The following is a 20,882-nucleotide window of genomic DNA, read 5'->3' on the forward strand; positions in this document are numbered from 1 at the left end:
GTGTCAGCGGGCGAGCAGGTCCTCCACCGCTGCGCGCAGCTCTGCGCCGCGCGAGGCCCAGTCGTGACCGGCCGCCGCCCGCCCGCAGCGCAGCGCGCGCTCGTCCCGCTCGGCCGCAGGCGCCGTCAGCAGGTCCAGGACCCGGCCGGTGAACGGGCCGGTGCCGTCCTCGGTCCACACCGCGCCGGGCAGCGCGGGCACCGCGGGCAGTGCCGTGCTCACCACCGGCAAGCCGGCGGCGAGGTACTCGTACGTCTTCAAGGGGCTGATCCCCTCCGTGAGCGGCGTCAGCCGGTACGGCACCAGCCCGACACCGGCCGAGGCCAGCTCCGCCGCCAGTTCCCGGGGGCCGAGCGGTCCCACCACCTCGGCACCCTCGGCCAGCAGCGCGCGCCACGCCGGGTGCGCCGTCGTGCCCGGCGCCACGGGGCCGACCAGGCGCACGCGAGCGGTGCCCCGCAGGCGCCGTGCCAGCGCCGCCAGCAGCTCCAGGTCCACCTTGTGCGCGGCCAGCGTCCCGGCGAACACGGCCACCGGCTCCCGCGGCGCCGTCCGCCTGGCCGCGGCGGCCGCGAACAGGCCCACGTCGGCGACGTTGGGCAGTCGCACCACGCGCTCGAAGCCCTGCTGGTGCAGGTGCGCGGAGATCGCTGCACTGGTGGCGACCGCCAGGCCGGCCGCCGGCGCCAGACACCGCTCGGCCGCCAGCAGGCGCTCGCGGTGCACGCCGGGGTTCTCGTGCAGCAGGTCCACCAGGTGGTAGGCCGTGGCGTCGGCGAGGGCGGGCAGGCCGTACGCGAAGGGCGTGTACGTCCACAGCACCCGCGGGCCGGGGTGCTCGGCCCACCTGCGCACCTGCCGGTGCAGCAGACGGTCGTTCAGCACCCGCGTCGAGGGCCCGTGGTGCGGGACGAGCCGCGGTGAGAGGACCTGCGCGCCCGCCGGGACGGGCCGGGGCGCGCGCGGCGAGGTCACCCGCAGCGCTCCGGGCAGCGACCGCCGCAGCACCCGCCGCGCGTCGCCGGGCCGCAGCCGGCGCGTGCCGGTGCCCTCGGCGAACACGACCGGCCAGCGCCGTGCGAACGCCGCGACGGCGCGGTGCTGGTTGGTGGCGACGGCGGCGTCCCAGTCCGCGGTGCCCAGCACCAGGACGAGGGGGTCGGACGCGCTCACCGGCCGGCGGCCGCGACGACCTGCCCGACCGTGCGCAGCAGGATCTTCACGTCCAGCCACAGCGACCAGTTCTCCACGTAGTGGTTGTCGTAGCGGGCCCGGTCGGCGATGGAGGTGTCACCGCGCAGCCCGTTGACCTGCGCCCAGCCGGTGATCCCGCAGGGGACCCGGTGGCGCCACAGGTACTCCTCGTGCTCGGCCCCGAAGCGCTCCACGAAGTACGGCCGCTCCGGCCTGGGGCCCACCAGGGACATGTCGCCGCGCAGCACGTTCCACAGCTGCGGCAGCTCGTCCAGGGACAGCCGGCGCATCCAGCGGCCCAGCGGGGGCAGGCCGTCGTCGGCGACGCTCCACCGGGTGGCGCTCTCCTCCGCCGTGGCGCGCACGCTGCGGAACTTCAGCAGCTCGAAGCGGCGGCCGGCCAGACCCACCCGCTCCTGGCGGAACAGCACACCCGATCCGCCGTCCAAGCGCACCGCCAGGGCGCACAGCCCCAGCAACGGGCTCAGCAGGACCAGGCCCGCGGCGGAGGCCACCACGTCCACGACCCGCTTGAAGCGCCACGACGGCGCCCGGAACGCCGGGCGCCGCATCCGCACCAGCGGAACCCCTCGCACCACCTGCACCAGCCTGTGGGTGCTGACGACCTGCCAGTAGCGCGGGACCGCGAGGATCTCCACGTCGAGCCCGTGGCAGGCGCGCAGGACGTCCACGACGACGGGCTCGGGCACGTTGGAGTACCCGATGATCACGACGGAGGCCTCGTGCTCGCGGACCAGGCGCGGCAGGTCGGCGATCCGGCCGAGCACCGGCAGCGGCCGGGAGCACGGGGGCAGGCGCGGTTCGTCGTCCACGAAGCCGACGGGCAGCAGGCCGTGCTCCCGGCGCGCCAGGACGCCCACCAGCTGCGCCCCCAGCCCACCGCAACCGACGACGAGGGTGCGCCTGCCCACCCGTCCGCTGCGGCGCACCGCCTGCACGAGCACGTACGCACCGGCGCGGGCCGCGACGACGAGCGCGGTCTGAGCCGCGGCGAACCGCAGCAGCGGCCCGTCCACGAGCCCGGCCCCCAGCAGCACGTCGGCGAGGGAGGTCGCCCCCAGCGCGGCGACGGCCGCGGCCAGCAGCAGCGGCAGGTCGTCCAGGGCGCTGGGTTCCAGCCGGGGCCGGTACAGGCCGGTGAAGGCGTGCACGACCAGCAGGAACACGCCGAACACGGCCAGGCCCCGGTGCTGCAGCCCGTCGGCGAGCCCGGGCAGGAACAGGTCCGCCAGCAGGACGACCAGCACGCAGCCGGCGTCCACGGCCACCAGCAGGGCGGTCAGCCGTGAGCGCGGGTGGCGGGCGTTGCCCGACACCGGGCACGGCTGCCCGGGGACCGGTGGGCGGGCTGCCGCCGTCGGCTCTCCGGTCAGCGTCACGTCGGTGCTCCAGGTGCGTCGGGGTATTACCACACAGCTCGGGGTCCTCGAGGTTCCGTCGGCCGGACGGCGTGTCGACTTGAGCCGGAGGCGGTGCGGAACCCGGTTCAGGTCCTCCGCCGCGACGCCGATTGACGCTCGTCCGCACCACCGGGTGCCGGCCCCACCCCGCCCGAACCCCAGGAGCAGCGAGGAGCACCGCCCGATGGAGCTGGTCGACTACCTGCGCGCGCTGCGCAAGCACTGGGTGCTGGTGGTCCTCTCGGTGCTGCTGGGCCTGGGTGCGGGGGGCGGCTCGACGGCGCTGAGCACCCCGCTGTACCGGGCGGACTCGCTGCTGTTCGTGTCCATGCACGACGGCGGCGGCGCAGTGGCGCTCATGCAGGGCGGCATGTTCACCCAGCAGCGGGTGCAGTCCTACACGGGCGTGCTCACCAGCCCGAAGGTGCTGCAGCCCGTGATCGACGAGCTGGAGCTGGACACCACGGCGCGGGCGCTGGCCGAGCGCATCGGCTCCGACGCCCCGCTGGGCACGGTCCTCATCGAGGTCACCGTGGAGGACGCCTCCGCGCGACGGGCAGCGCGCATCGCCGACTCGGTGGCGAAGCACTTCAGCACGGCCGTGGCGGAGCTCGAGCGGCCCTCCCCGGACGTGGCCAGCCCCGTGCGCGTCAGCGTGCTGCGCCCGGCGGAGGTCCGCGAGGAACCCATCGCCCCCAGCCTGTCCCGCAACCTCGCGCTGGGCCTGCTGTTCGGGCTGAGCACCGGGACGGGTCTGGCGGTGCTGCGGGAGGTGCTGGACACCACAGTGAAGACCCCGGCCGGCATCACGGACCTGGGCACCCCGCTGCTGGGCACGACCCTGCTCGGGGAGGGTGGCGCTGGACCGGAACTGGTCGTGGAGCACGCGCGCACGCCCCAGTCGGAGGCGCTGCGGCAGATCCGCACGAACCTGCAGTTCGCCGACGTGGACCACCCGCCGCACGTGGTGGTGGTCACCTCCGCACTGCCTGGGGACGGCAAGAGCACCCTGGCGGTGAACCTGGCCCTGACGACGGCGCTGGCGGGGGTGCGCACGATCCTCGTGGAGGCGGACCTGCGGTTGCCGAAGGTGGCGGAGTACCTCGGGGTGGACAACAGTGCGGGCCTGACCACGGTGCTGGCCGGCCGCGCCGACGTGGACGACGTGCTGCAGCCCTACGGCGACTCGGGCCTGTCGGTGCTGGCCAGCGGGCCGATCCCGATGAACCCCTCCGCGCTGCTGGGCTCGCGGCACATGGCCGACCTGCTGGAGCGGCTGCGTGAGCGCGCCGAGCTGGTCATCGTGGACAGCCCGCCGCTGCTGCCGGTGGCCGACGCGGCCGTGCTGGCCCGTCAGGCGGACGGGGCGATCGTCGTGGTGCGGCACGGGCGCACGACGCGCGACCACCTCACCCGGGCCCTGGAGCGGTTGCGGGCGGTGGACGCCCGGGTGCTGGGCGCGGTGCTGTCGATGGTGCCCGCGCGGCGCTCGGAGTACGCCTACCCCTACGACTACGGGTACGGGTACCAGCCGGAGACCGCGACCGACGCGGAGCCGTTGCTCGCGGAGCGCTGAGCGGCCGGGCGCGCCGGCGCGGCCACGGCCTCGAGCACGTCCTCGACGGCCGCCGCCAGGTGCCGGGCGGTGCTGCGGTGCTCCGCCACCGGGTGGCGGTGCACGTCGGGCACGTCGTCGGCGGCGGGGTCGGCGGGAGCGGTGGGCCCGCGCATCGCGGGCGCCGCCGCCAGCAGCGCGCGCCAGCCGGCCGCGGGGTCGGCGTCGGCCCGCCCGCCTCCGCCGCGCGGCAGGGCGGCGGCGATGCGGGCGAGCTCGGGCAGGGTGAAGGTTCGGCGCTGGGCCGTCGGGAGCACGTCCACCACGGCGGCGCGGTGCCGGCGCGTCATGGTCAGCACCAGGTCGGCCTCGTGCACGAGCGCCTCCTCGAGCTGCCGCGCGGCGAACCCCTCCGGCGGGGACCCGGTCACCTCCTGCAGCACCTGTGCCGTGACGGGGTCCACGCCCTGCCCGGCGAGGGCGCGGGTGCCTGCGCTGCTCACCCGCACCCGGGACGCGCGGGCACCGAACCGCTCGTCGAGCCGGTGCCGCAGCAGGGCCGCGGCCAGCGGGGACCGGCTGACGTTGGCGGTGCACACGACGAGGACGTCGAAGCCGGCACGGCTCACGGCGCCATCTTCAGCACCTGCCGCCGCTCGCGCAGCGCACCGAGCAGCGCCGCGGTCTCCACGTGCCTGCGCCCCTCGAGCAGCGACTGCTTGGCCGCCGCCCGAGCGGCCGCGGAGACCTCCTCGTGGCTGAGGCCGCTGGCGGTGGAGGCGACGCGAGGCCACTCCACGGCGCTGAGGTCGAACTCGCGCAGGCGGCGCAGCACCACCTCGTGCACGACGCCGGTGGTGGGCAACGGGTAGTCGACGAGGGCGTCGAAGCGGCGCAGCACCGACCGCTCCAGCAGCTGGGGACGGTTGCTGGTGGCGACGACGAGGCTGGTGGAGGCGTCCTGGGCGAGCAGCGTCGTGAAGGAGCGCAGCGCGTCGCGCGCCCCGCTCCCCGCCCCGCTCCCCGCGTCGGTCGCCGAGCGGCGCGCCGGGTCGAGCAGGGCGTCGAGGTCGTCGAAGAGGTACACCGCGCGCGTCTGGGCGACGAGGTCGAAGACGAGCCGCAGCTTGGCGGTGGCCTCGTCGGCGTCCAGCTCGGCGACCGCGTCGAGGGGGACGGTGAACACCGGGAGCAGCAGCTCGGAGGCGAGGGCGTGCGCCGTCATGGACTTGCCCGTGCCGGAGGGGCCGGTGAGCAGCAGGCGGCGCACGGGGTCGAAGCCGTGCGCGCGCAGGGTGTCCTGGCGGCGCTGCTCGGCGAGCACCCGGTGCAACCGGGACATGACGTCCGCGCCGAGCGCCACGTCGGCCAACCGGGTACCGGGCTGCTCCACGGTCAGCACGCCGGCGAGCTCGCCGCGCGGCTGGGCGAGCGGTACGGCACGGGCGGGGAGACCTGCACCGGCCGAGCGCGCGGTGCGGCCCGCGTCCAGGAGTGCACGCACCTCCTCGGCGTAGCGGGTGCGCCCGGTGCGGGTGGCGGCCTCGGTGATCTGCAGCACCACGGAGCGGAACCGGGCCTCGTCGCCCAGGCTGTGGCTCTCCACCAGCGCCTTGACCTGTGCCGCCGTCGCCATGACCCTCCTTGAAGTCACCAAGAGCCTACAGCGAGTGACGTCGAGGCCCACCTGTCGACGGACGCCCTGGAACGCGGAGAACCCCGCACCGGATCGGTGCGGGGTTCTCAGGGGTGGGCCTAGGAGGACTTGAACCTCCGACCTCTTCCTTATCAGGGAAGCGCTCTAACCGACTGAGCTATAGGCCCGGAAACTGCGCGAGCGCAGCGGTCCCCACTCTACCGGACTCCCGGCCGTGCCACCGACCGCCGCCGGCGGCCGGGGTGCTCAGTCGTCCGAGAGCGTCACGTGCAGGCCGCCGACCAGCGCGGCCGACACGTTGTACAGGAACGCCACGATCGTCGACAGCGCCGTCAGCAGCACGACGTCGACCACCGCGATGACCGTGGCCAGGGACAGGACCTTGCCGAAGCCCAGGTAGTCCAGCAGGTTGACGTCCACCTCGCCGCCGACGACGTCGCGCAGCAACCCGTTGACGTCGGTGAACACGCCCATGCCGTCCAGGACGCTCCACACCACGGCCGTGGCGACCACCAGCGCGATGCCCACCGCCACCGACAGCAGGAACGACAGCTTCGTCACCGACCACGGGTCCACCCGCGCCAGCGTCAGCCGGACCCGCCGCGGCACCTCCACCGCCTGCGCCGGGCCCGTGCGGGCCGCCACCGGGCGGGACGGTGCTGCAGCGCTGGCCTTCGACGGGCTCGCCGCCGCGGTGGCGGGCGAGGAGGCCGTGCGTTCGGCGGGGCTCACGAGGCACCTCCGGAGTCGGTGTCGGTCTCGACCGCGGAACCCCCGTCGGCCGATCCAGGAGACCGTACGTCATGGGACGGGTCCGGCGCAGTGTCTGCGGGAGGAGGCGGCTCGTCCGCGCCGAGCGCGGCGGCCTGGTCGTCCCCGCCCCCGGCCACGTCCTGCAGGGGGTCGTCGACCCCCTCGACGGTGGCGTCCGAGGCCTCCTCGGCGGCCACCTCGTCGTCCAGGACGCGCTCGCCGTTGCGGGCCACCGCGATGATGCGGTCCCCCGTCTCCGGGCGGGCGAAGGTGACGCCCATCGTGTCGCGGCCCTTGGCGGGGACCTCGTCCACCCGCGAGCGCACCACGCGCCCACCGGCCATGACGACGAGGACCTCGTCCTCCCCGGAGACCGTCAGCGCCCCCACGAGGTCACCGCGCGCCTCGGCGAGCTTGGCGACCTTGATGCCGAGCCCGCCGCGCCCCTGCCGGCGGTACTCCGCGATCGCCGTGCGCTTGGCGTAGCCGAGCTCGGTGACCACGAACACGTCGAGGTCGTCGGAGGCCACGGCCATCGCCAGCAGCTCGTCGTCGCCGCGGAACTTCATGCCCGTCACCCCGGAGGTGGCCCGCCCCATCGGCCGCAGGGTGTCGTCGTCGGCGGGGAAGCGCACGCTCATGCCCTTGCGGGAGACGAGGAAGAGGTCGTCCCCCTCGCCCACCAGGGCCGCGGCGAACAGCTCGTCGTCGACCTCCTCGCCGTCCGCGCCGGGGCGCTGGCGCAGGTTGATGGCGATGAGCCCGCCGGAGCGGTTGGAGTCGTACTCGCTCAGCCGCGTCTTCTTGACGATGCCGCCGCGGGTGGCGAGCACCAGGTACGGCGCCTGCTCGTAGTCGGCGATGTCCAGGACGGCGACGATGCGCTCCCCCGGCTGGAAGGCCAGCAGGTTCGCCACGTGCTGGCCGCGCCCGTCGCGCCCGCCCTCGGGCAGCTCGTACCCCTTGGCGCGGTACACCCGCCCCAGGTTCGTGAAGAACAGCAGCCAGTCGTGGGTCGTGGTGGTGAAGAAGTGCTCCACCACGTCGTCCTCGCGCAGGGACGCCCCGCGCACACCCCGGCCGCCGCGGCGCTGGGCGCGGTAGAGGTCGGTGCGGGTGCGCTTGGCGTAGCCACCGCGGGTGACGGTGACGACGACGTCCTCGACGGGGATGAGGTCCTCGACGCTCATGTCGCCCTCGAAGGGCAGGATCTGCGTCTTGCGCTCGTCGCCGTAGCGCTCGGTCAGCTCCACCAGCTCGTCACCGACGATCTGCCGCTGGCGCTCCGGGCGGGCGAGGATGTCCTGGAAGTCCTCGATCTGCCGCATGAGCTCGTCGTACTCGTCGGTGATGCGCTGGCGCTCCAGCGCGGCCAGCCGGCGCAGCTGCATCTCCAGGATGGCGCGCGCCTGCACGTCGTCGATCTGGAGCAGCTCCATCAGACCCTCGCGGGCGGCGTCGACGGTGGCGCTGGCGCGGATCAGGGTGATGACCTCGTCGAGGGCGTCCAGGGCCTTCAGCAGCGCCCGCAGGATGTGCGCGCGCTCCTCGGCCTTGCGCAGCCGGAAGCGGGTGCGGCGCTGGACGACCTCGACCTGGTGGGTGATCCAGTGCTTGAGGAAGGCGTGGATCGGCAGCGTGCGCGGCACGCCGTCCACCAGCGCCAGCATGTTGGCGCCGAAGTTCTGCTGCAGCTGGGTGTGCTTGTAGAGGTTGTTCAGCACGACCTTCGCGACGGCGTCGCGGCGCAGCACGATGACCAGGCGCTGACCGGTCTTGCCGGAGGTGTGGTCCTGCACGTCCGCGATGCCCGACAGCCGGCCGTCGCGCACGAGGTCCGCGATGGACATCGCGAGGTTGTCCGGGTTGACCTGGTAGGGCAGCTCGCTGACGACCAGGCAGGTGCGCCCGGAGATCTCCTCGACCTCGACGACCGCGCGCATGGTGATGGACCCGCGGCCGGTGCGGTAGGCGTCGCTGATGCCGCGGTGACCCAGGACCAGCGCACCGGTCGGGAAGTCCGGGCCCTTGATGCGCTGCAGCATCGCGGCCAGCTGCTCGTCGTCGGGGGCGTCGGGGTTCTCCAGCAGCCACTTCACGCCGTCGGCGACCTCGCGCAGGTTGTGCGGCGGGATGTTGGTCGCCATGCCGACGGCGATGCCGGCGGAGCCGTTGACGAGCAGGTTCGGGAACCGGCTCGGCAGGACGTCCGGCTCCTGCTCGCGGCCGTCGTAGTTCGGCGAGAAGTCGACCGTCTCCTCGTCGATGTCGCGGACCATCTCCATGGCCAGCGGCGCCATGCGGCACTCGGTGTAGCGGTACGCGGCGGCCGGGTCGTTGCCGGGCGAGCCGAAGTTGCCCTGCCCGTCGACCAGCGGGTAGCGCAGCGACCAGTCCTGCGCGAGGCGCACCAGGGCGTCGTAGATCGAGCTGTCACCGTGCGGGTGGTAGTTCGACATGACGTCGCCGACGACGCGGGCGCACTTGTAGTACCCCCGGTCCGGGCGGTAGCCGCCGTCGTACATCGCGTAGAGCACGCGACGGTGGACGGGCTTGAGGCCGTCGCGCACGTCGGGCAGCGCCCGGGACACGATGACGCTCATCGCGTAGTCCAGGTAGGAGCGCTGCATCTCCAGCTGCAGGTCGACCTGCTCGACGCGGTCGCCGGCGGGGGGTTCGGTGGTGCTCTCGCTCACGGCGGGGGGTCCCTCTCAGGTCACGGGCTCTTCGGCGCTGGTTCCACGTGGAACGGGTGGGACCTCACACGTCGAGGAACCTGACGTCGCGGGCGTTGCGCTGGATGAAGGAGCGGCGGGACTCCACGTCCTCGCCCATGAGGACCGAGAACACGGCGTCGGCCGCGGCGGCGTCCTCGAGGGTCACCTGCAGCAGCGTGCGGTGCGCGCGGTCCATCGTCGTCTCGGACAGCTCGTTCCAGTTCATCTCGCCGAGGCCCTTGTAGCGCTGCACGGCGTTCTCCTTGGGCAGCTTCTTGCCCGCCGCGCGGCCCGCCTCGATGAGCGCGTCGCGCTCGCGGTCGGAGTAGGCGAACTCGTGGGGCGTGCCGCCGCTCCACTTCAGCCGGTACAGCGGCGGCTGGGCGAGGTAGACGAAGCCGTTCTCCACCAGCGGGCTCATGTACCGGAAGAGCAGCGTCAGCAGCAGCGTGCGGATGTGCTGCCCGTCGACGTCCGCGTCGGCCATGATGATGATCTTGTGGTAGCGCAGCTTGTCGAGGGTGAACTCCTCGCCGATGCCGGTGCCGAACGCCGTGATGAGCGCCTGCACCTCCTGGTTGCCCAGGGCCCGGTCCAGGCGCGCCTTCTCGACGTTGAGGATCTTGCCGCGGATCGGCAGGATCGCCTGGGTGCGCGGGTCGCGGCCGCGGGTGGCCGAACCACCCGCGGAGTCGCCCTCGACGATGAAGACCTCGCACTCGACGGGGTTGTTGGACTGGCAGTCCTTCAGCTTGCCCGGCAGCGAGTTGCGCTCCAGCAGCGACTTGCGGCTCGCCTCGCGGGCCTTGCGGGCCGCCTGGCGCGCCACGGAGGCCGAGTGCGCCTTCTTCGCGATCGTGTACGCCTCCTTGGGGTTGGAGGCGAACCAGTGCCCGAGGTGCTCGCGGACCTGCGCGTTGACGAAGGTGCGCGCGGAGGTGTTGCCCAGCTTGGTCTTCGTCTGGCCCTCGAACTGCGGCTCGGACAGCTTCACCGAGATGACGGCCGTCAGGCCCTCGCGGATGTCCGAGCCCTCGAGGTTCTCGTTGTCCTTGAGCAGCTGCGGCTTCGCGGCCCGCGCGTAGTCCTGCACGAGCGAGGTCAGCGCCGTGCGGAAGCCCGTCTCGTGGGTGCCGCCCTCGGTGGTGTTGATGGTGTTGGCGTAGGTGAAGACGGCCTCGGAGTACGCCGTCGTCCACTGCATGGCGATCTCCACGGAGATGCCCTGCTCGGTGTCCTCGGCCTCCAGCGAGATGATCGACTCGTGCAGGGCGTCGTTCTTCTTCTGCGCGTTGACGTGCTTGACGTAGTCGACCAGGCCGCCCTCGTAGCGGTAGGTCACCTCGCGCAGCGGCGCCTCGTCGACCGCCTCGGCCTCCGCCTCGCCGTCGGCCGTGGGGCGCTCGTCGCGCAGCGAGATCGTCAGGCCCTTGTTCAGGAAGGCCATCTGCTGGAAGCGGGTGCGCAGCGTCTCGAAGTCGAAGACGGTCGTCTCGAACGTCTCCGCGCTCGGCCAGAACGTCACCGTGGTGCCCGTGGCACCGGTCTCGCCCGCCTTCACCAGCGGCGCCACCGGCACACCGTGGGCGTACGACTGCCGCCACACGTGGCCCTGCCGGCGCACCTCGACGTCCAGGCGCGCCGAGAGCGCGTTCACGACGGAGATGCCCACGCCGTGCAGGCCGCCGGAGACCGAGTAGCCCCCGCCGCCGAACTTGCCGCCCGCGTGCAGGACGGTCAGCACGACCTCGACGGCGGGGCGGCCCTCCCCGGGCATGACGTCCACCGGGATGCCGCGGCCGTTGTCCTCCACGCGCACGCCGCCGTCGGCCAGCAGCGTCACGCCGATGGTGTCGCAGTGGCCGGCCAGGGCCTCGTCGACGGAGTTGTCGACGACCTCGTAGACCAGGTGGTGCAGGCCGCGCTCACCGGTGGAGCCGATGTACATGCCGGGGCGCTTGCGGACCGCCTCCAGGCCCTCCAGCACGGTGATGGCGTCGGCGCCGTAGTCGGAGACGGGGGTGCCGTCGGGCGCCACGGCGTCCGCCAGCGAGGGGGCGTCCTCCGGAGCGGGGGTCTGCTCTTCGGGGTTGTTCGGCTCTTGGTCCGGCACGAGCGCGTGCTCTCCCTCCGCGTCGAGCGGCGCGAGGCGGGCGCGCGGGGTGGGGCCCCGTCGCTCCAGGGGCCCTCACGACCGCCAGGTTCACGTCAGTCTACCCCGTGCGAGGCTCGCGATCTCGTCAGCGAGCCGTCCACGGCCCTCAGACGCGCAGGACCCCCCACCCGCGGGGGGACCTACGCGCCACCACCCGCGGCAGCCCAGCACCCCGCTCCACGGCTCCGGCGCCACGCGCGGCCCGATCAGCCGTAGGTGTCGCGCGGCCCGCGCCCGCCGGGGGCGGACCGGTTCCCCTTGCGCCAGGACGGCCCCTGCGGTCCGCGCACCACGACCTTCGTGACCACGCCGTGCCCCAGCTCCTCGTCCAGGCGCCGCACCAGCACGCTCGTCAGCAGGCGCACCTGCGTGGCCCACGCCGTGGACTCCGCCCGCACCACGAGCGTGCCGTCCTCGAGGGTCTCCGGCGCGCAGTGCCCCGCCAGCTCCGGGCCGACCACCGCGTCCCAGCGCCCGAACGCGCCACCCACCGCGACCGGCTGCTCCCAGCCCCGCTCGCCGACGAGCCGGTCCAGGGTGGACTCCAGGGTCTGCGGGTCCCGCGCGTCCGGCCAGGCCCCCGAGCGGGCCGAGGCGCCGGTGCGGCGCGCCCGCTCCTGCGCGCGGGTACCGCCGGCACCGCGTCCGCCCCCGCCGACGCGCCCGGGCCGCAGGCCCTTGGCCGCGGCCGCCGCGCGCGCCCGGCCCAGCGCCGTGCGCGCCAGGTCCGCCCCCGTCGCCGGGGCCGCCTCCCCGGTGGACGGCTCCGGCAGGTCCGGGCCGTCGCCCGCCGCGGGCCGGGCGGAGGCCTCCCCCTCCTCCTGCCCCGGCACGGCGCCGTCCCCGCCCGCCGCGTCAGTCGCCACGGACGGCGGTCCCCGTGCTCACGTGCACCCGGTCGGCCCCGGTGCCGCGCAGCGCGTCCGGGACGTCCTCGGGCACCGCGGCGGTCACCAGGACCTGCTCGGCCCCCGCCACCACCTGCGCCAGCCGCTCGCGCCGCCCGGCGTCCAGCTCCGCGAACACGTCGTCCAGCACCAGCACCGGTCCGCCCGGGTCGGTGTGCTCGTCGTCCTCGCGCAGCAGCCGGTAGCTGGCCAGCCGCAGGCCCAGCGCCACCGACCAGCTCTCCCCGTGGCTGGCGTACCCCTTGGCGGGCATCCCCCCCAGCGTGAGCACCAGGTCGTCGCGGTGCGGGCCGACCAGGCACACCCCGCGCTCCAGCTCCGCCTTGCGCTGCTCGGCCGTGGCCGCCAGCAGCGCCAGGCGCAGCTCCTCGCGCGGCGGCAGCGCCCCGCCGGCGGCCGTGGCCGCCCCCTCGGCGAGGACCGGCAGGGACGAGCGGTACCCCAGCTCCAGCTCCCCCTGCCCGCCGCTGACCGTGCGGTACGCCTCCGAGGCGGGCCCGCGCAGGTCCTCCAGCAGCGCCAGGCGCGCCGACAGCAGCTCCGAGCCCACCGCCGCCAGGTGCTCGTCCCACACCTCGAGGGTCGACACGTCCCCGCGGCCGCTGCGCAGCGCCGGGCCGGCGGACTTCAGCAGCGCCGTGCGCTGGCGCAGCACCCGCTCGTAGTCGCTGCGCACCCCGGCCAGGCGCGGCCAGCGCGTGACGAGGAGGTCGTCGAGGTACCGGCGGCGCCCGTCCGGGTCGCCCTTGACCAGTGCGAGGTCCTCCGGGGCGAACAGGACGGTGCGCAGCACCCCCAGCAGCTCGCGGGGCCGGCGCAACGGAGCGCCGTTCAGCCGCGCCCGGTTGGCGCGGCCGGGCGTGATCTCCAGCTCGATCAGCGCCCGGCGCTCCCCGCGCACCAGCTGCGCCCGCACGACGGCCCGCTGCGCCCCCTGCCGCACCAGGGGGGCGTCCCCGGCGACCCGGTGGCTGCCGAGGGTGGCGGCGTACCCGATCGCCTCGACCAGGTTCGTCTTGCCCTGCCCGTTCAGCCCCACGAACGTCGTCGTGCCCGGCCGCAGCTCCAGCTCCAGGGCCGGGTACGAGCGGAAGTCGACGAGCGACAGGTGCGCGACGTGCACGCGCTCGGCGTCAGTGCGTCGAGCCGGAACCCGAGGTGGGCCCGGCGACGTTCACCGCGTGCCCGCCGAACTGGTTGCGCAGCGCGGCGACCGCCTTGATCGACGGGGAGTCCTCCTGCCGGGAGGAGAAGCGCGCGAACAGGGCCGCGGCGAGCACCGGCATGGGCACGGCGTTCTCGACCGCCTGCTCCAGGGTCCAGCGGCCCTCGCCGGAGTCCTGCGCGTAACCGCGCAGCTTGTCCAGCTTCGGGTCCTCCTCCAGGGCCTTGACCATGAGGTCCAGCAGCCAGGAGCGCACGACCGTGCCGCGCGTCCACGCCTTGAAGACCGCCGGGACGTCGCTGATGATCCCCTTCGCCTCGAGCAGCTCGTAGCCCTCGGCGTAGGCGTGCATGAGGCCGTACTCGATGCCGTTGTGGACCATCTTCGAGTAGTGGCCCGCGCCCACGCCCCCGGCGTGCACGAAGCCCTCCTCGCGCGGTCCCTCGGGGCGCAGGGCGTCGAAGATCGGCATCGCGAGGTCGACGTGCTTCTTCGCGCCGCCGGCCATGAGGCCGTAGCCGTTCTCCCGGCCCCACACGCCGCCGGAGACGCCGCAGTCCAGGTAGCCGGTGCCGCGCTCGGCGAGGAGCTCGGCGTTGACCGTGTCGTCGGTCCACTTGGAGTTGCCGCCGTCGATGACGAGGTCGCCGTCGCCCAGCAGCGGCGCCAGGCTCGCGACGGTCTCGCGCGTGATCCTCCCCGAGGGGACCATCACCCACACGACCTTCGGCGAGGGCAGCGCCTCGACCAGCGCGGCCAGCGAGGGGACGTCGGTGACGTCCGGGTTGGGGTCGTACCCCGTGACCTCGATGCCGTTGTCGCGCAGGCGGGCGCGCATGTTGCCGCCCATCTTCCCCAGACCGACGAGTCCGATGTGCATCTGGACGACCCCTTCCTTCCCCGGCTGCCCGGGGTTCGCGTGCGTGCCGGCTCAGCCGGCGAGGCGGACCGGCATCAGCAGGTACCGGTAGCTGTCGTCGTCCTCCCCCTCGGCCTCGGCCTGACCGGTGATGACGGCGGGCCGGGTCGACTGGGTGAACGACAGGCGGGCGTAGGGCGCCGACAGCGCTCCCAGCCCGTCCAGGAGGAACTGCGGGTTGAAGGCGATGGCGATGGGCTCGCCCACGAGGGTGGCCTCGAGGGCCTCCGTCGCCTGCGCGTCCTCGCCCTGGCCCGCCTCCAAGGACAGCACGCCGTCCTCGAAGCGCAAGCGCACGGGCGTGTTGCGCTCGGCCACCAGCGCCACGCGCTTGACGGCCTCGGCCAGGGCGGCGGTGGACACCACGGCGTGGGTGGGGGACTCGGCCGGGAACAGGGCCCGCACCTTGGGGTACTCCCCGTCCACGAGCAGCGAGGTGGACTGCCGGCCCTCGGCGGAGAAGCCGATGAGGTCGCTGCCGCCGTCGGCCAGGGCCATCCGCAGCGTGCTGGTGCCGCCCAGGGAGCGGGCGACGTCGGACAGCGTGCGGGCCCGCACCAGCGCGGCGGTGGTGAAGTCCGGGGTGCTGGGGTTCCAGCGCAGCTCGCGCACGGCCAGGCGGTAGCGGTCGGTGGCCAGCAGCGTCAGCCGGCCCCCCTCGATCTCCAGGCGCACGCCCGTGAGGATCGGCAGGGTCTCGTCCCGGCTGGCCGCGACCGTCACCTGGGCGACGGCCTCGGTGAACTCCGAGCCCGGCACCGTCCCGGACTCCGCGGGCATCGCGGGCAGGGCGGGGTACTCGTCGACCGACATCGTCAGCAGGGTGAAGCGGCTCGCCCCGCAGGTGACGACCACCTTGGAGCCGTCGGTGGTCAGCGTGACCGGCCGCGGCGGCAGGCTGCGCGAGATGTCGGCCAGCAGGCGGCCGGAGACGAGCACCCGCCCGCCGGTCCGGACCTCCGCGGGGACCTCCACGCGGGCGGAGACCTCGTAGTCGAAGGTCGACAGGCGCAGCGTCCCGTCGTCACCGGCCTCCAGCAGCACCCCTGCCAGCACCGGCACGGGGGGCCTGGACGGCAGGGCCCGGGCCGCCCAGGCGACGGCGTCCGCCAGGACGTCGCGCTCGACCTGCAGCTCCACCAGGCACCGCCTCCCGCTGAGTCCACCTCGTCCGCACCCACCCGCAGCGCGGGCGGCTTCCGACAGTAGTGGAGAGCCTGCCGCTCGGTGCAGGCGGCCGTCCACGGCTCGTCCACCGGTCTCCACAGCCTCTCCGGTCCTTCCGGGGAGGGTGTTCGGGTCATCGTCCCCAGCAGGTGTCCACACACCTCGTGGGTTGACGGATCCATCTCCAGGGGGATCCATCGTCGTCGTCGCCCTTGTGCAGCCTGTGGACGGGGAGGCGTCGCCGCAGGTCAGAGGGGCCGGGAACCCGTTCTGGGCCTGTGGGCCGCCTGCGGACGCGGGCCGCCCCGCGTCCACAGGCCTGGGGACGGCCGGAGCGGCGCCCACAGGCGTCCCCAGCGCGTCCCTGCGGTGTCCACGGCTCGTCCACCGGGTTGTCCACGGTTGGGGATGTCGGTGTCCACAGAGTTGTCCCCAGCGTGTGGACACCCGTGGACAACTCCTCCGGGCCTCCGGACGAGTGTGGGCGGTCTTGTGGAGAAAACGATTTCCGCAGCGTGCCGAGTGTTCCGGGCGCACGAGAGCCCCCGCACCGGGGGGTGCGGGGGCTCAGGACGTGCGTGCGGGAGTGCACAGGTGTGGGGACAACCTGTGGATGGCGGCGTCGAGCTGGGGATCGCTGGGGACGACGCCCCTCCAGCGCCTTCTGGTGCGTGGGGGGAGGCGCCTCAGGCGCCGGCCTGCTTCTTGATGCGGTTCGTCAGCTCGGTCACCTGGTTGTAGGTGCTGCGCCGCTCCGCCATCTGTTGCTTGATCTTCCGCTCGGCGTGCATGACGGTCGTGTGGTCGCGTCCGCCGAAGTGCTGACCGATCTTGGGCAGCGACAGCTCCGTCAGCTCCCGGCACAGGTACATCGCGATCTGCCGCGCCGTCACCAGCGTGCGCGAGCGCGACGTGCCGCACAGGTCCTCCAGCGTCACGCTGAAGTACGACGCCGTCTGCCCCATGATCGCCGCAGCTGTGATCTCCGGCGTCTCGTCGTTGGGGATGAGGTCGCGCAGCACGATGTCGGCCAGCTGCATGTCCACCGGCTGCCTGTTCAGGCTCGCGAACGCGGTGACGCGGATGAGCGCACCCTCCAGCTCCCGGATGTTCGAGGAGATCTTCGAGGCGATGTACTCGTTGACGTCCTCGGGCACCTCCAGCCGCTCCCCGATCGCCTTCTTGCGCAGGATGGCGATGCGGGTCTCCAGGTCCGGCGGCTGCACGTCGGTGATCAGGCCCCACTCGAAGCGGCTGCGCATCCGGTCCTCGAACCCCGACAGCTGCTTCGGCGGCAGGTCGGAGGTGATCACGACCTGCTTGCTCGCGTTGTGCAGCGTGTTGAAGGTGTGGAAGAACTCCTCCTGCGTCTGCACCTTGTTCGACAGGAACTGGATGTCGTCGATGAGCAGCACGTCGACGTCCCGGTACCGGCGCTGGAACGCCTGCGCCTTGTCGTCGCGGATGGAGTTGATGAAGTCGTTGGTGAACTCCTCGGAGTTCACGTACCGCACCTGCACGCCCGGGTACAGGTTCTGCGCGTAGTGCCCGATGGCGTGCAGCAGGTGCGTCTTGCCCAGCCCCGACTCGCCGTAGATGAACAGCGGGTTGTACGCCTTCGCCGGAGCCTCGGCCACCGCCACCGCCGCGGCGTGCGCGAAGCGGTTGCTCGCGCCGATGACGAAGGTCTCGAAGATGTACTTCGGGTTCAGCCGGGCGTTCTCGGTCTTCGCGCCCGGCCTGGACCGGGACGCCTGCCGCCCGGTGCCGGCACCGCGGTCCACCTTGAAGCCCGTGAAGAGCAGGTCCGGGTCGGAGTCGTCCAGCGAGGGGTCGTCCTCGCCCTCCTCCGGGGAGGAGCGCACGTCCGCCTCGCCCCCCGGGCGCGTCCCGCGCTCGCGCTCCAGGCTGCTGACGCCCCCGCCGGTGCTCGCGCCGCCGTGCTCGCCGGTCAGCTCCGGCGCCAGCGTCTGCCCGATCGAGGTGTCGACCGTGACCGCCAGCCGCACCGCGATGCCCAGCTGCTCGCTCAGCGCGCGGGTCAGCGGCTCGCGGACCTTCTGCTCGATGATCTCCTTGGTGAGGTCGTTGGGCACCGCCAGCAGCGCCGTGTCGTCCAGCAGCCCCAGCGGCCGGGTCAGCCGCACGAACGCGCGCTGGTGCGGGGTGACACCGCCCTCGTCGAGCTGCGCGACCGCGCGCTCCCAGACGTCGGGGAAGTTGCCCCGGTCGGTCTCCACTCGAGCCATCTCCCGTCGTGCCCGGCCAGTTCGACGGGCTTCGTCCACACCTCTGTCCACACACTGTGCACGACGGCCGGGTAGGACGAGGCACCCCTCGACGCGCCAGGGTCTGCGGGGGCGTCGGCAGTCGGACGGGACGGTAACAACGGCGGCGGTCGCCGTTCAAGTGGCGTCCTCCGCGCGGTCACCTGTGCGGGGACCCGTCGGCGCGACCGCGCTTTGACCGGGGTGGGGGCGTCACCGTACCCTGCTGGGGATTGTGCTCCGTGGCACCTCCGGTGCGCCGAACGACTCGGCCGCCACCGGCAAGGACCGACGGCGGAGCCCCGGCCCTCCCAGCGAGCATGGAGAACTGACGTGAGCAAGCGCACCTTCCAGCCGAACAACCGTCGGCGGGCCAAGACGCACGGCTTCCGCCTGCGCATGCGCACCCGCGCCGGCCGCGCCATCCTCTCCGCGCGCCGCGCCAAGGGCCGCGCGCAGCTGTCCGCCTGACCAGCGTCCGCACGAGCGGCACCCGGTGCTGCCGGCAGCGCACCGCCTGAGGTCGCGGGACGACTTCACCGTCGCCCTGCGCCAGGGCGTGCGCGCCGGTACCCGCCGTCTCGTCCTGCACTGGGCGCAGACCGACGAAGCCCACCCCACGAGGGTGGGCTTCGTCGTGTCCAAGGCCGTGGGCAACTCCGTGGTGCGCAACCGCACGCAACGGCGCCTCCGGCACCTCGCAGCCGCCCGCCTGCCGGTGCTGCCGGCGGACGGCGGCCTGCTCGTGGTGCGGGCCCTGCCCGCGGCCGCGGGCGCCGCCTCGGCCGACCTGGCCGGGGACGTCGACCGGGGGCTGCGCCGCCTCGGGCTGACCACCTCGTGAGCCCCGCCGGCGGCTCCGCGCCACGCCCCTGGTGGCACCCTCTGCGCTGGCCGGCGCTGCTGCTGGTCGCGCTGGTGCGCACCTACCAGTTCACCGTCTCCCCCGTGCTCGGGCCGACGTGCCGGTTCTACCCGTCCTGCTCCGCCTACGCGGTCGAGGCGCTGCGCACCCGAGGGGCGCTCGCCGGCACCTGGTTGACCGTCCGCAGGCTCCTGCGATGCCACCCGTGGAACCCTGGTGGCGTCGATCCCGTTCCGCCCAGGGGTCCCTCAGGGCGGGGACAGCACCGATGAGGGCGCACAGCCCGTCTCGAGAGGACTAGCCGCAACATGATCGAGTTCTTCTACGACCTCTTGTACCCCATCCAGTGGGTCGTCGCCTGGATCATGGTGCGCTTCCACGACCTGCTCACCGCGATCGGGCTCGACCCGGCCGGTGGTGCGGCGTGGTCGCTGTCCATCGTGGGTCTGGTCGTCGTCATCCGCGTCCTGCTCATCCCGCTGTTCGTCAAGCAGATCAAGGCGATGCGCGGGATGCAGGTCATCCAGCCGGAGATGCGCAAGATCCAGCAGAAGTACAAGGGCAAGACCGATCCTGCCAGCCGTCAGGCGATGCAGCAGGAGATGATGGCCCTGTACCGGACCTCGGGCACCAACCCGATGGCGAGCTGCCTGCCGATCCTGCTGCAGTCGCCGATCTTCTTCGCGCTGTTCCACACCCTCAACGGCATCGGCAAGGGTGAGTCGGTCGGTGCGCTGACGCCCGAGCTGGTGGACCAGGCCGACAGGGCCACGCTCTTCGGTTCGCAGCTGTCCGACATCTTCCTGCAGTCCTGGGGCCAGGAGGGTGAGCTCAGCACGATCATCCTCACCGCGGTGATGATCGTGCTGATGTCGCTGTCGCAGTTCATCACGCAGAAGCAGCTGATGGCGAAGAACACCTCCTCGGCATCGATGGAGGGCAACCCCTTCGCGCAGCAGCAGAAGATGATGCTGTACATCCTGCCGATCATCTTCGCGGTCTCCGGCGTCAACTTCCCGATCGGTGTCCTCCTGTACTGGCTGACGACGAACGTGTGGTCCATGGGGCAGCAGTTCTTCGTGATCCGCCGCATGCCGAACCCCGGCTCCGTGGCTGAGAAGCAGCTGCAGGAGCGTCGTGCCCGCCGCGCCGCCCGTCGTGGTGAGGTGCTGCCGACCACGGACGCCGGCACCGCCGCGTCGGCCGACCACCCCACCACCGCGGCTGCGCAGGCCCGCCGCCAGCGCCAGCAGCCCAAGCGGGGCGGCAGCCGGGAGAACCGGCGGCCCAGCGGCTCGCGCAGCAAGCAGCGCCCCGGCAACCGCTGACACGACCGACCACGAACGACCGAGGAGGACCACGGGTGAACGCCACGACCGGCGCGGTGGAGACGGCCGCCGAGGATGCTGTGACGACCGCCGCTGAGCGCCCCACGGCGCAGCGGCCCGGGACCGCGGCCAAGCGACTGGAGGAGGAGGGCGACATCGCCGCCGACTACCTCGAGGAACTGCTGGACATCGCCGACCTGGACGGTGACATCGACATCGACATCGACAACGGGCGCGCCTCGGTGGCGATCGTGGCCGACGAGGCGAGCACTCCCGCGCTCAAGCGGCTCGTCGGTGCCGACGGGGAGGTGCTGGAGGCGCTGCAGGAGCTGACGCGCCTCGCGGTGCAGGCGCAGACCGGTGACCGCACCCGGCTCCTGCTGGACGTCGCCGGGTACCGCGCGGGCAAGCGCACCGCCCTGGTGGCGCTGGCCGAGGAGGTCTGCACCCGGGTGCGCGCCAGCGGTGAGCTGGAGCGCCTGGAGCCCATGTCGGCCTTCGAGCGCAAGGTCGTGCACGATGCGGTCTCCGCCCAGGGGCTGACGAGCGAGTCGGAGGGCCAGGAGCCGCAGCGGCGGGTCGTCGTCCTGCCTGAGGCTGCCGAGCCGGCGGCCGAGTCGGTCACCGACACGGTTGAGGGGACCGCGGACTGACCTGGCTCACACTCCCCGGCGGATAGGGTGGCCGGGTGCTTGACGAGGTTCCTGAGGGGGGGGGGGGGGGGGGGGGGCCGGCCCCCCCCCCCCCCCCCCCCCCCCCCCCCCCCCCCCCCCCCCCCCCCCCCCCCCCCCCCCCCCCCCCCCCCCCCCCC

18 protein-coding genes and 1 tRNA gene are annotated in these 20,882 nt (G+C 73.5%); 6 read left to right on the forward strand and 13 right to left on the reverse strand.

The window, feature by feature from the left end:
• Positions 1 to 3: 3 nt before the first annotated feature.
• Together ACRYR9_RS10095 and ACRYR9_RS10100 are read right to left on the reverse strand one after the other, a co-directional pair.
• Complete coding sequence (locus ACRYR9_RS10095) at positions 4 to 1,173, reverse strand: glycosyltransferase (protein ID WP_432494896.1); 1,170 nt, start codon at positions 1,171 to 1,173, stop codon at positions 4 to 6.
• Positions 1,170 to 2,594: a sugar transferase gene (locus ACRYR9_RS10100; RefSeq protein WP_432494894.1), complete on the reverse strand. Its 1,425-nt coding sequence runs from the start codon at positions 2,592 to 2,594 to the stop codon at positions 1,170 to 1,172. Before ACRYR9_RS10100 ends, ACRYR9_RS10095 begins: the two co-directional genes overlap by 4 nt.
• Positions 2,595 to 2,799: 205 nt before the next feature.
• On the opposite strand from ACRYR9_RS10100, the gene ACRYR9_RS10105 reads away from it, so the two are divergent.
• Entirely contained in the window at positions 2,800 to 4,191 is a 1,392-nt protein-coding gene (locus ACRYR9_RS10105) for a tyrosine-protein kinase domain-containing protein (RefSeq protein ID WP_432494892.1), read from the forward strand.
• Here the strand turns inward: ACRYR9_RS10105 and ACRYR9_RS10110 are convergent.
• The 11 genes from ACRYR9_RS10110 to dnaA form a co-directional block, all read right to left on the reverse strand.
• On the reverse strand, positions 4,128 to 4,799 hold the full coding sequence (locus ACRYR9_RS10110; RefSeq protein ID WP_432494890.1) for an arsenate reductase/protein-tyrosine-phosphatase family protein: 672 nt from the start codon (positions 4,797 to 4,799) through the stop codon (positions 4,128 to 4,130). The genes ACRYR9_RS10105 and ACRYR9_RS10110 overlap by 64 nt on opposite strands.
• The gene (locus ACRYR9_RS10115) at positions 4,796 to 5,806 is read right to left on the reverse strand and encodes an AAA family ATPase (protein WP_432494888.1); all 1,011 of its coding nucleotides are present in this window, start codon (positions 5,804 to 5,806) and stop codon (positions 4,796 to 4,798) included. The genes ACRYR9_RS10110 and ACRYR9_RS10115 overlap by 4 nt, the downstream gene beginning before the upstream one ends.
• Positions 5,807 to 5,920: 114 nt before the next feature.
• Positions 5,921 to 5,994 (reverse strand) — tRNA-Ile (locus tag ACRYR9_RS10120).
• 79 nt (positions 5,995 to 6,073) lie between these two features.
• The gene (locus ACRYR9_RS10125; RefSeq protein ID WP_432494886.1) at positions 6,074 to 6,559 is read right to left on the reverse strand and encodes a DUF3566 domain-containing protein; all 486 of its coding nucleotides are present in this window, start codon (positions 6,557 to 6,559) and stop codon (positions 6,074 to 6,076) included.
• Positions 6,556 to 9,210, reverse strand: coding sequence for a DNA gyrase subunit A (gyrA, locus tag ACRYR9_RS10130; RefSeq protein ID WP_432494912.1), 2,655 nt, complete (start codon positions 9,208 to 9,210; stop codon positions 6,556 to 6,558). The genes ACRYR9_RS10125 and gyrA overlap by 4 nt, the downstream gene beginning before the upstream one ends.
• A gap of 130 nt (positions 9,211 to 9,340) precedes the next feature.
• Positions 9,341 to 11,410 (reverse strand): DNA topoisomerase (ATP-hydrolyzing) subunit B, encoded by a 2,070-nt coding sequence (gene gyrB / locus ACRYR9_RS10135; RefSeq protein WP_432494884.1) that lies wholly within the window; start codon positions 11,408 to 11,410, stop codon positions 9,341 to 9,343.
• Positions 11,411 to 11,658: 248 nt separating this feature from the next.
• Positions 11,659 to 12,318: a DciA family protein gene (locus ACRYR9_RS10140; RefSeq protein WP_432494882.1), complete on the reverse strand. Its 660-nt coding sequence runs from the start codon at positions 12,316 to 12,318 to the stop codon at positions 11,659 to 11,661.
• Positions 12,308 to 13,483: a DNA replication/repair protein RecF gene (gene recF, locus ACRYR9_RS10145; RefSeq protein WP_432494880.1), complete on the reverse strand. Its 1,176-nt coding sequence runs from the start codon at positions 13,481 to 13,483 to the stop codon at positions 12,308 to 12,310. The genes ACRYR9_RS10140 and recF overlap by 11 nt, the downstream gene beginning before the upstream one ends.
• A gap of 10 nt (positions 13,484 to 13,493) precedes the next feature.
• Positions 13,494 to 14,405 (reverse strand): phosphogluconate dehydrogenase (NAD(+)-dependent, decarboxylating), encoded by a 912-nt coding sequence (gene gnd / locus ACRYR9_RS10150; protein WP_432494878.1) that lies wholly within the window; start codon positions 14,403 to 14,405, stop codon positions 13,494 to 13,496.
• A gap of 51 nt (positions 14,406 to 14,456) precedes the next feature.
• Positions 14,457 to 15,584 (reverse strand): DNA polymerase III subunit beta, encoded by a 1,128-nt coding sequence (gene dnaN / locus ACRYR9_RS10155; RefSeq protein ID WP_432494876.1) that lies wholly within the window; start codon positions 15,582 to 15,584, stop codon positions 14,457 to 14,459.
• Between the two features lie 713 nt (positions 15,585 to 16,297).
• A complete protein-coding gene (gene dnaA, locus ACRYR9_RS10160; RefSeq protein WP_432494874.1) occupies positions 16,298 to 17,851 on the reverse strand; it encodes a chromosomal replication initiator protein DnaA in 1,554 nt (517 codons plus the stop codon).
• A gap of 360 nt (positions 17,852 to 18,211) precedes the next feature.
• Between dnaA and rpmH the strand changes: the two genes are divergently transcribed.
• Genes rpmH through ACRYR9_RS10185 form a run of 5 tightly spaced genes read left to right on the forward strand, consistent with a single transcriptional unit; the run spans position 18,212 to position 20,724 of the window.
• Positions 18,212 to 18,349, forward strand: coding sequence for a 50S ribosomal protein L34 (gene rpmH, locus ACRYR9_RS10165; RefSeq protein ID WP_166610470.1), 138 nt, complete (start codon positions 18,212 to 18,214; stop codon positions 18,347 to 18,349).
• 25 nt (positions 18,350 to 18,374) lie between these two features.
• Positions 18,375 to 18,722, forward strand: coding sequence for a ribonuclease P protein component (rnpA, locus tag ACRYR9_RS10170; RefSeq protein ID WP_432494872.1), 348 nt, complete (start codon positions 18,375 to 18,377; stop codon positions 18,720 to 18,722).
• Positions 18,719 to 19,015, forward strand: a complete 297-nt coding sequence (gene yidD, locus ACRYR9_RS10175) for a membrane protein insertion efficiency factor YidD (RefSeq protein WP_432494870.1) — start codon at positions 18,719 to 18,721, stop codon at positions 19,013 to 19,015. Before rnpA ends, yidD begins: the two co-directional genes overlap by 4 nt.
• Before the next feature lie 36 nt (positions 19,016 to 19,051).
• Positions 19,052 to 20,071, forward strand: coding sequence for a membrane protein insertase YidC (gene yidC, locus ACRYR9_RS10180; protein WP_432494868.1), 1,020 nt, complete (start codon positions 19,052 to 19,054; stop codon positions 20,069 to 20,071).
• A gap of 35 nt (positions 20,072 to 20,106) precedes the next feature.
• Positions 20,107 to 20,724: a Jag family protein gene (locus tag ACRYR9_RS10185; RefSeq protein WP_432494866.1), complete on the forward strand. Its 618-nt coding sequence runs from the start codon at positions 20,107 to 20,109 to the stop codon at positions 20,722 to 20,724.
• The last annotated feature ends 158 nt before the right edge of the window (positions 20,725 to 20,882 follow it).

It is taken from the genome of Kineococcus auxinigenes (assembly GCF_050871525.1).
Taxonomy (GTDB): Bacteria; Actinomycetota; Actinomycetes; order Actinomycetales; family Kineococcaceae; genus Kineococcus.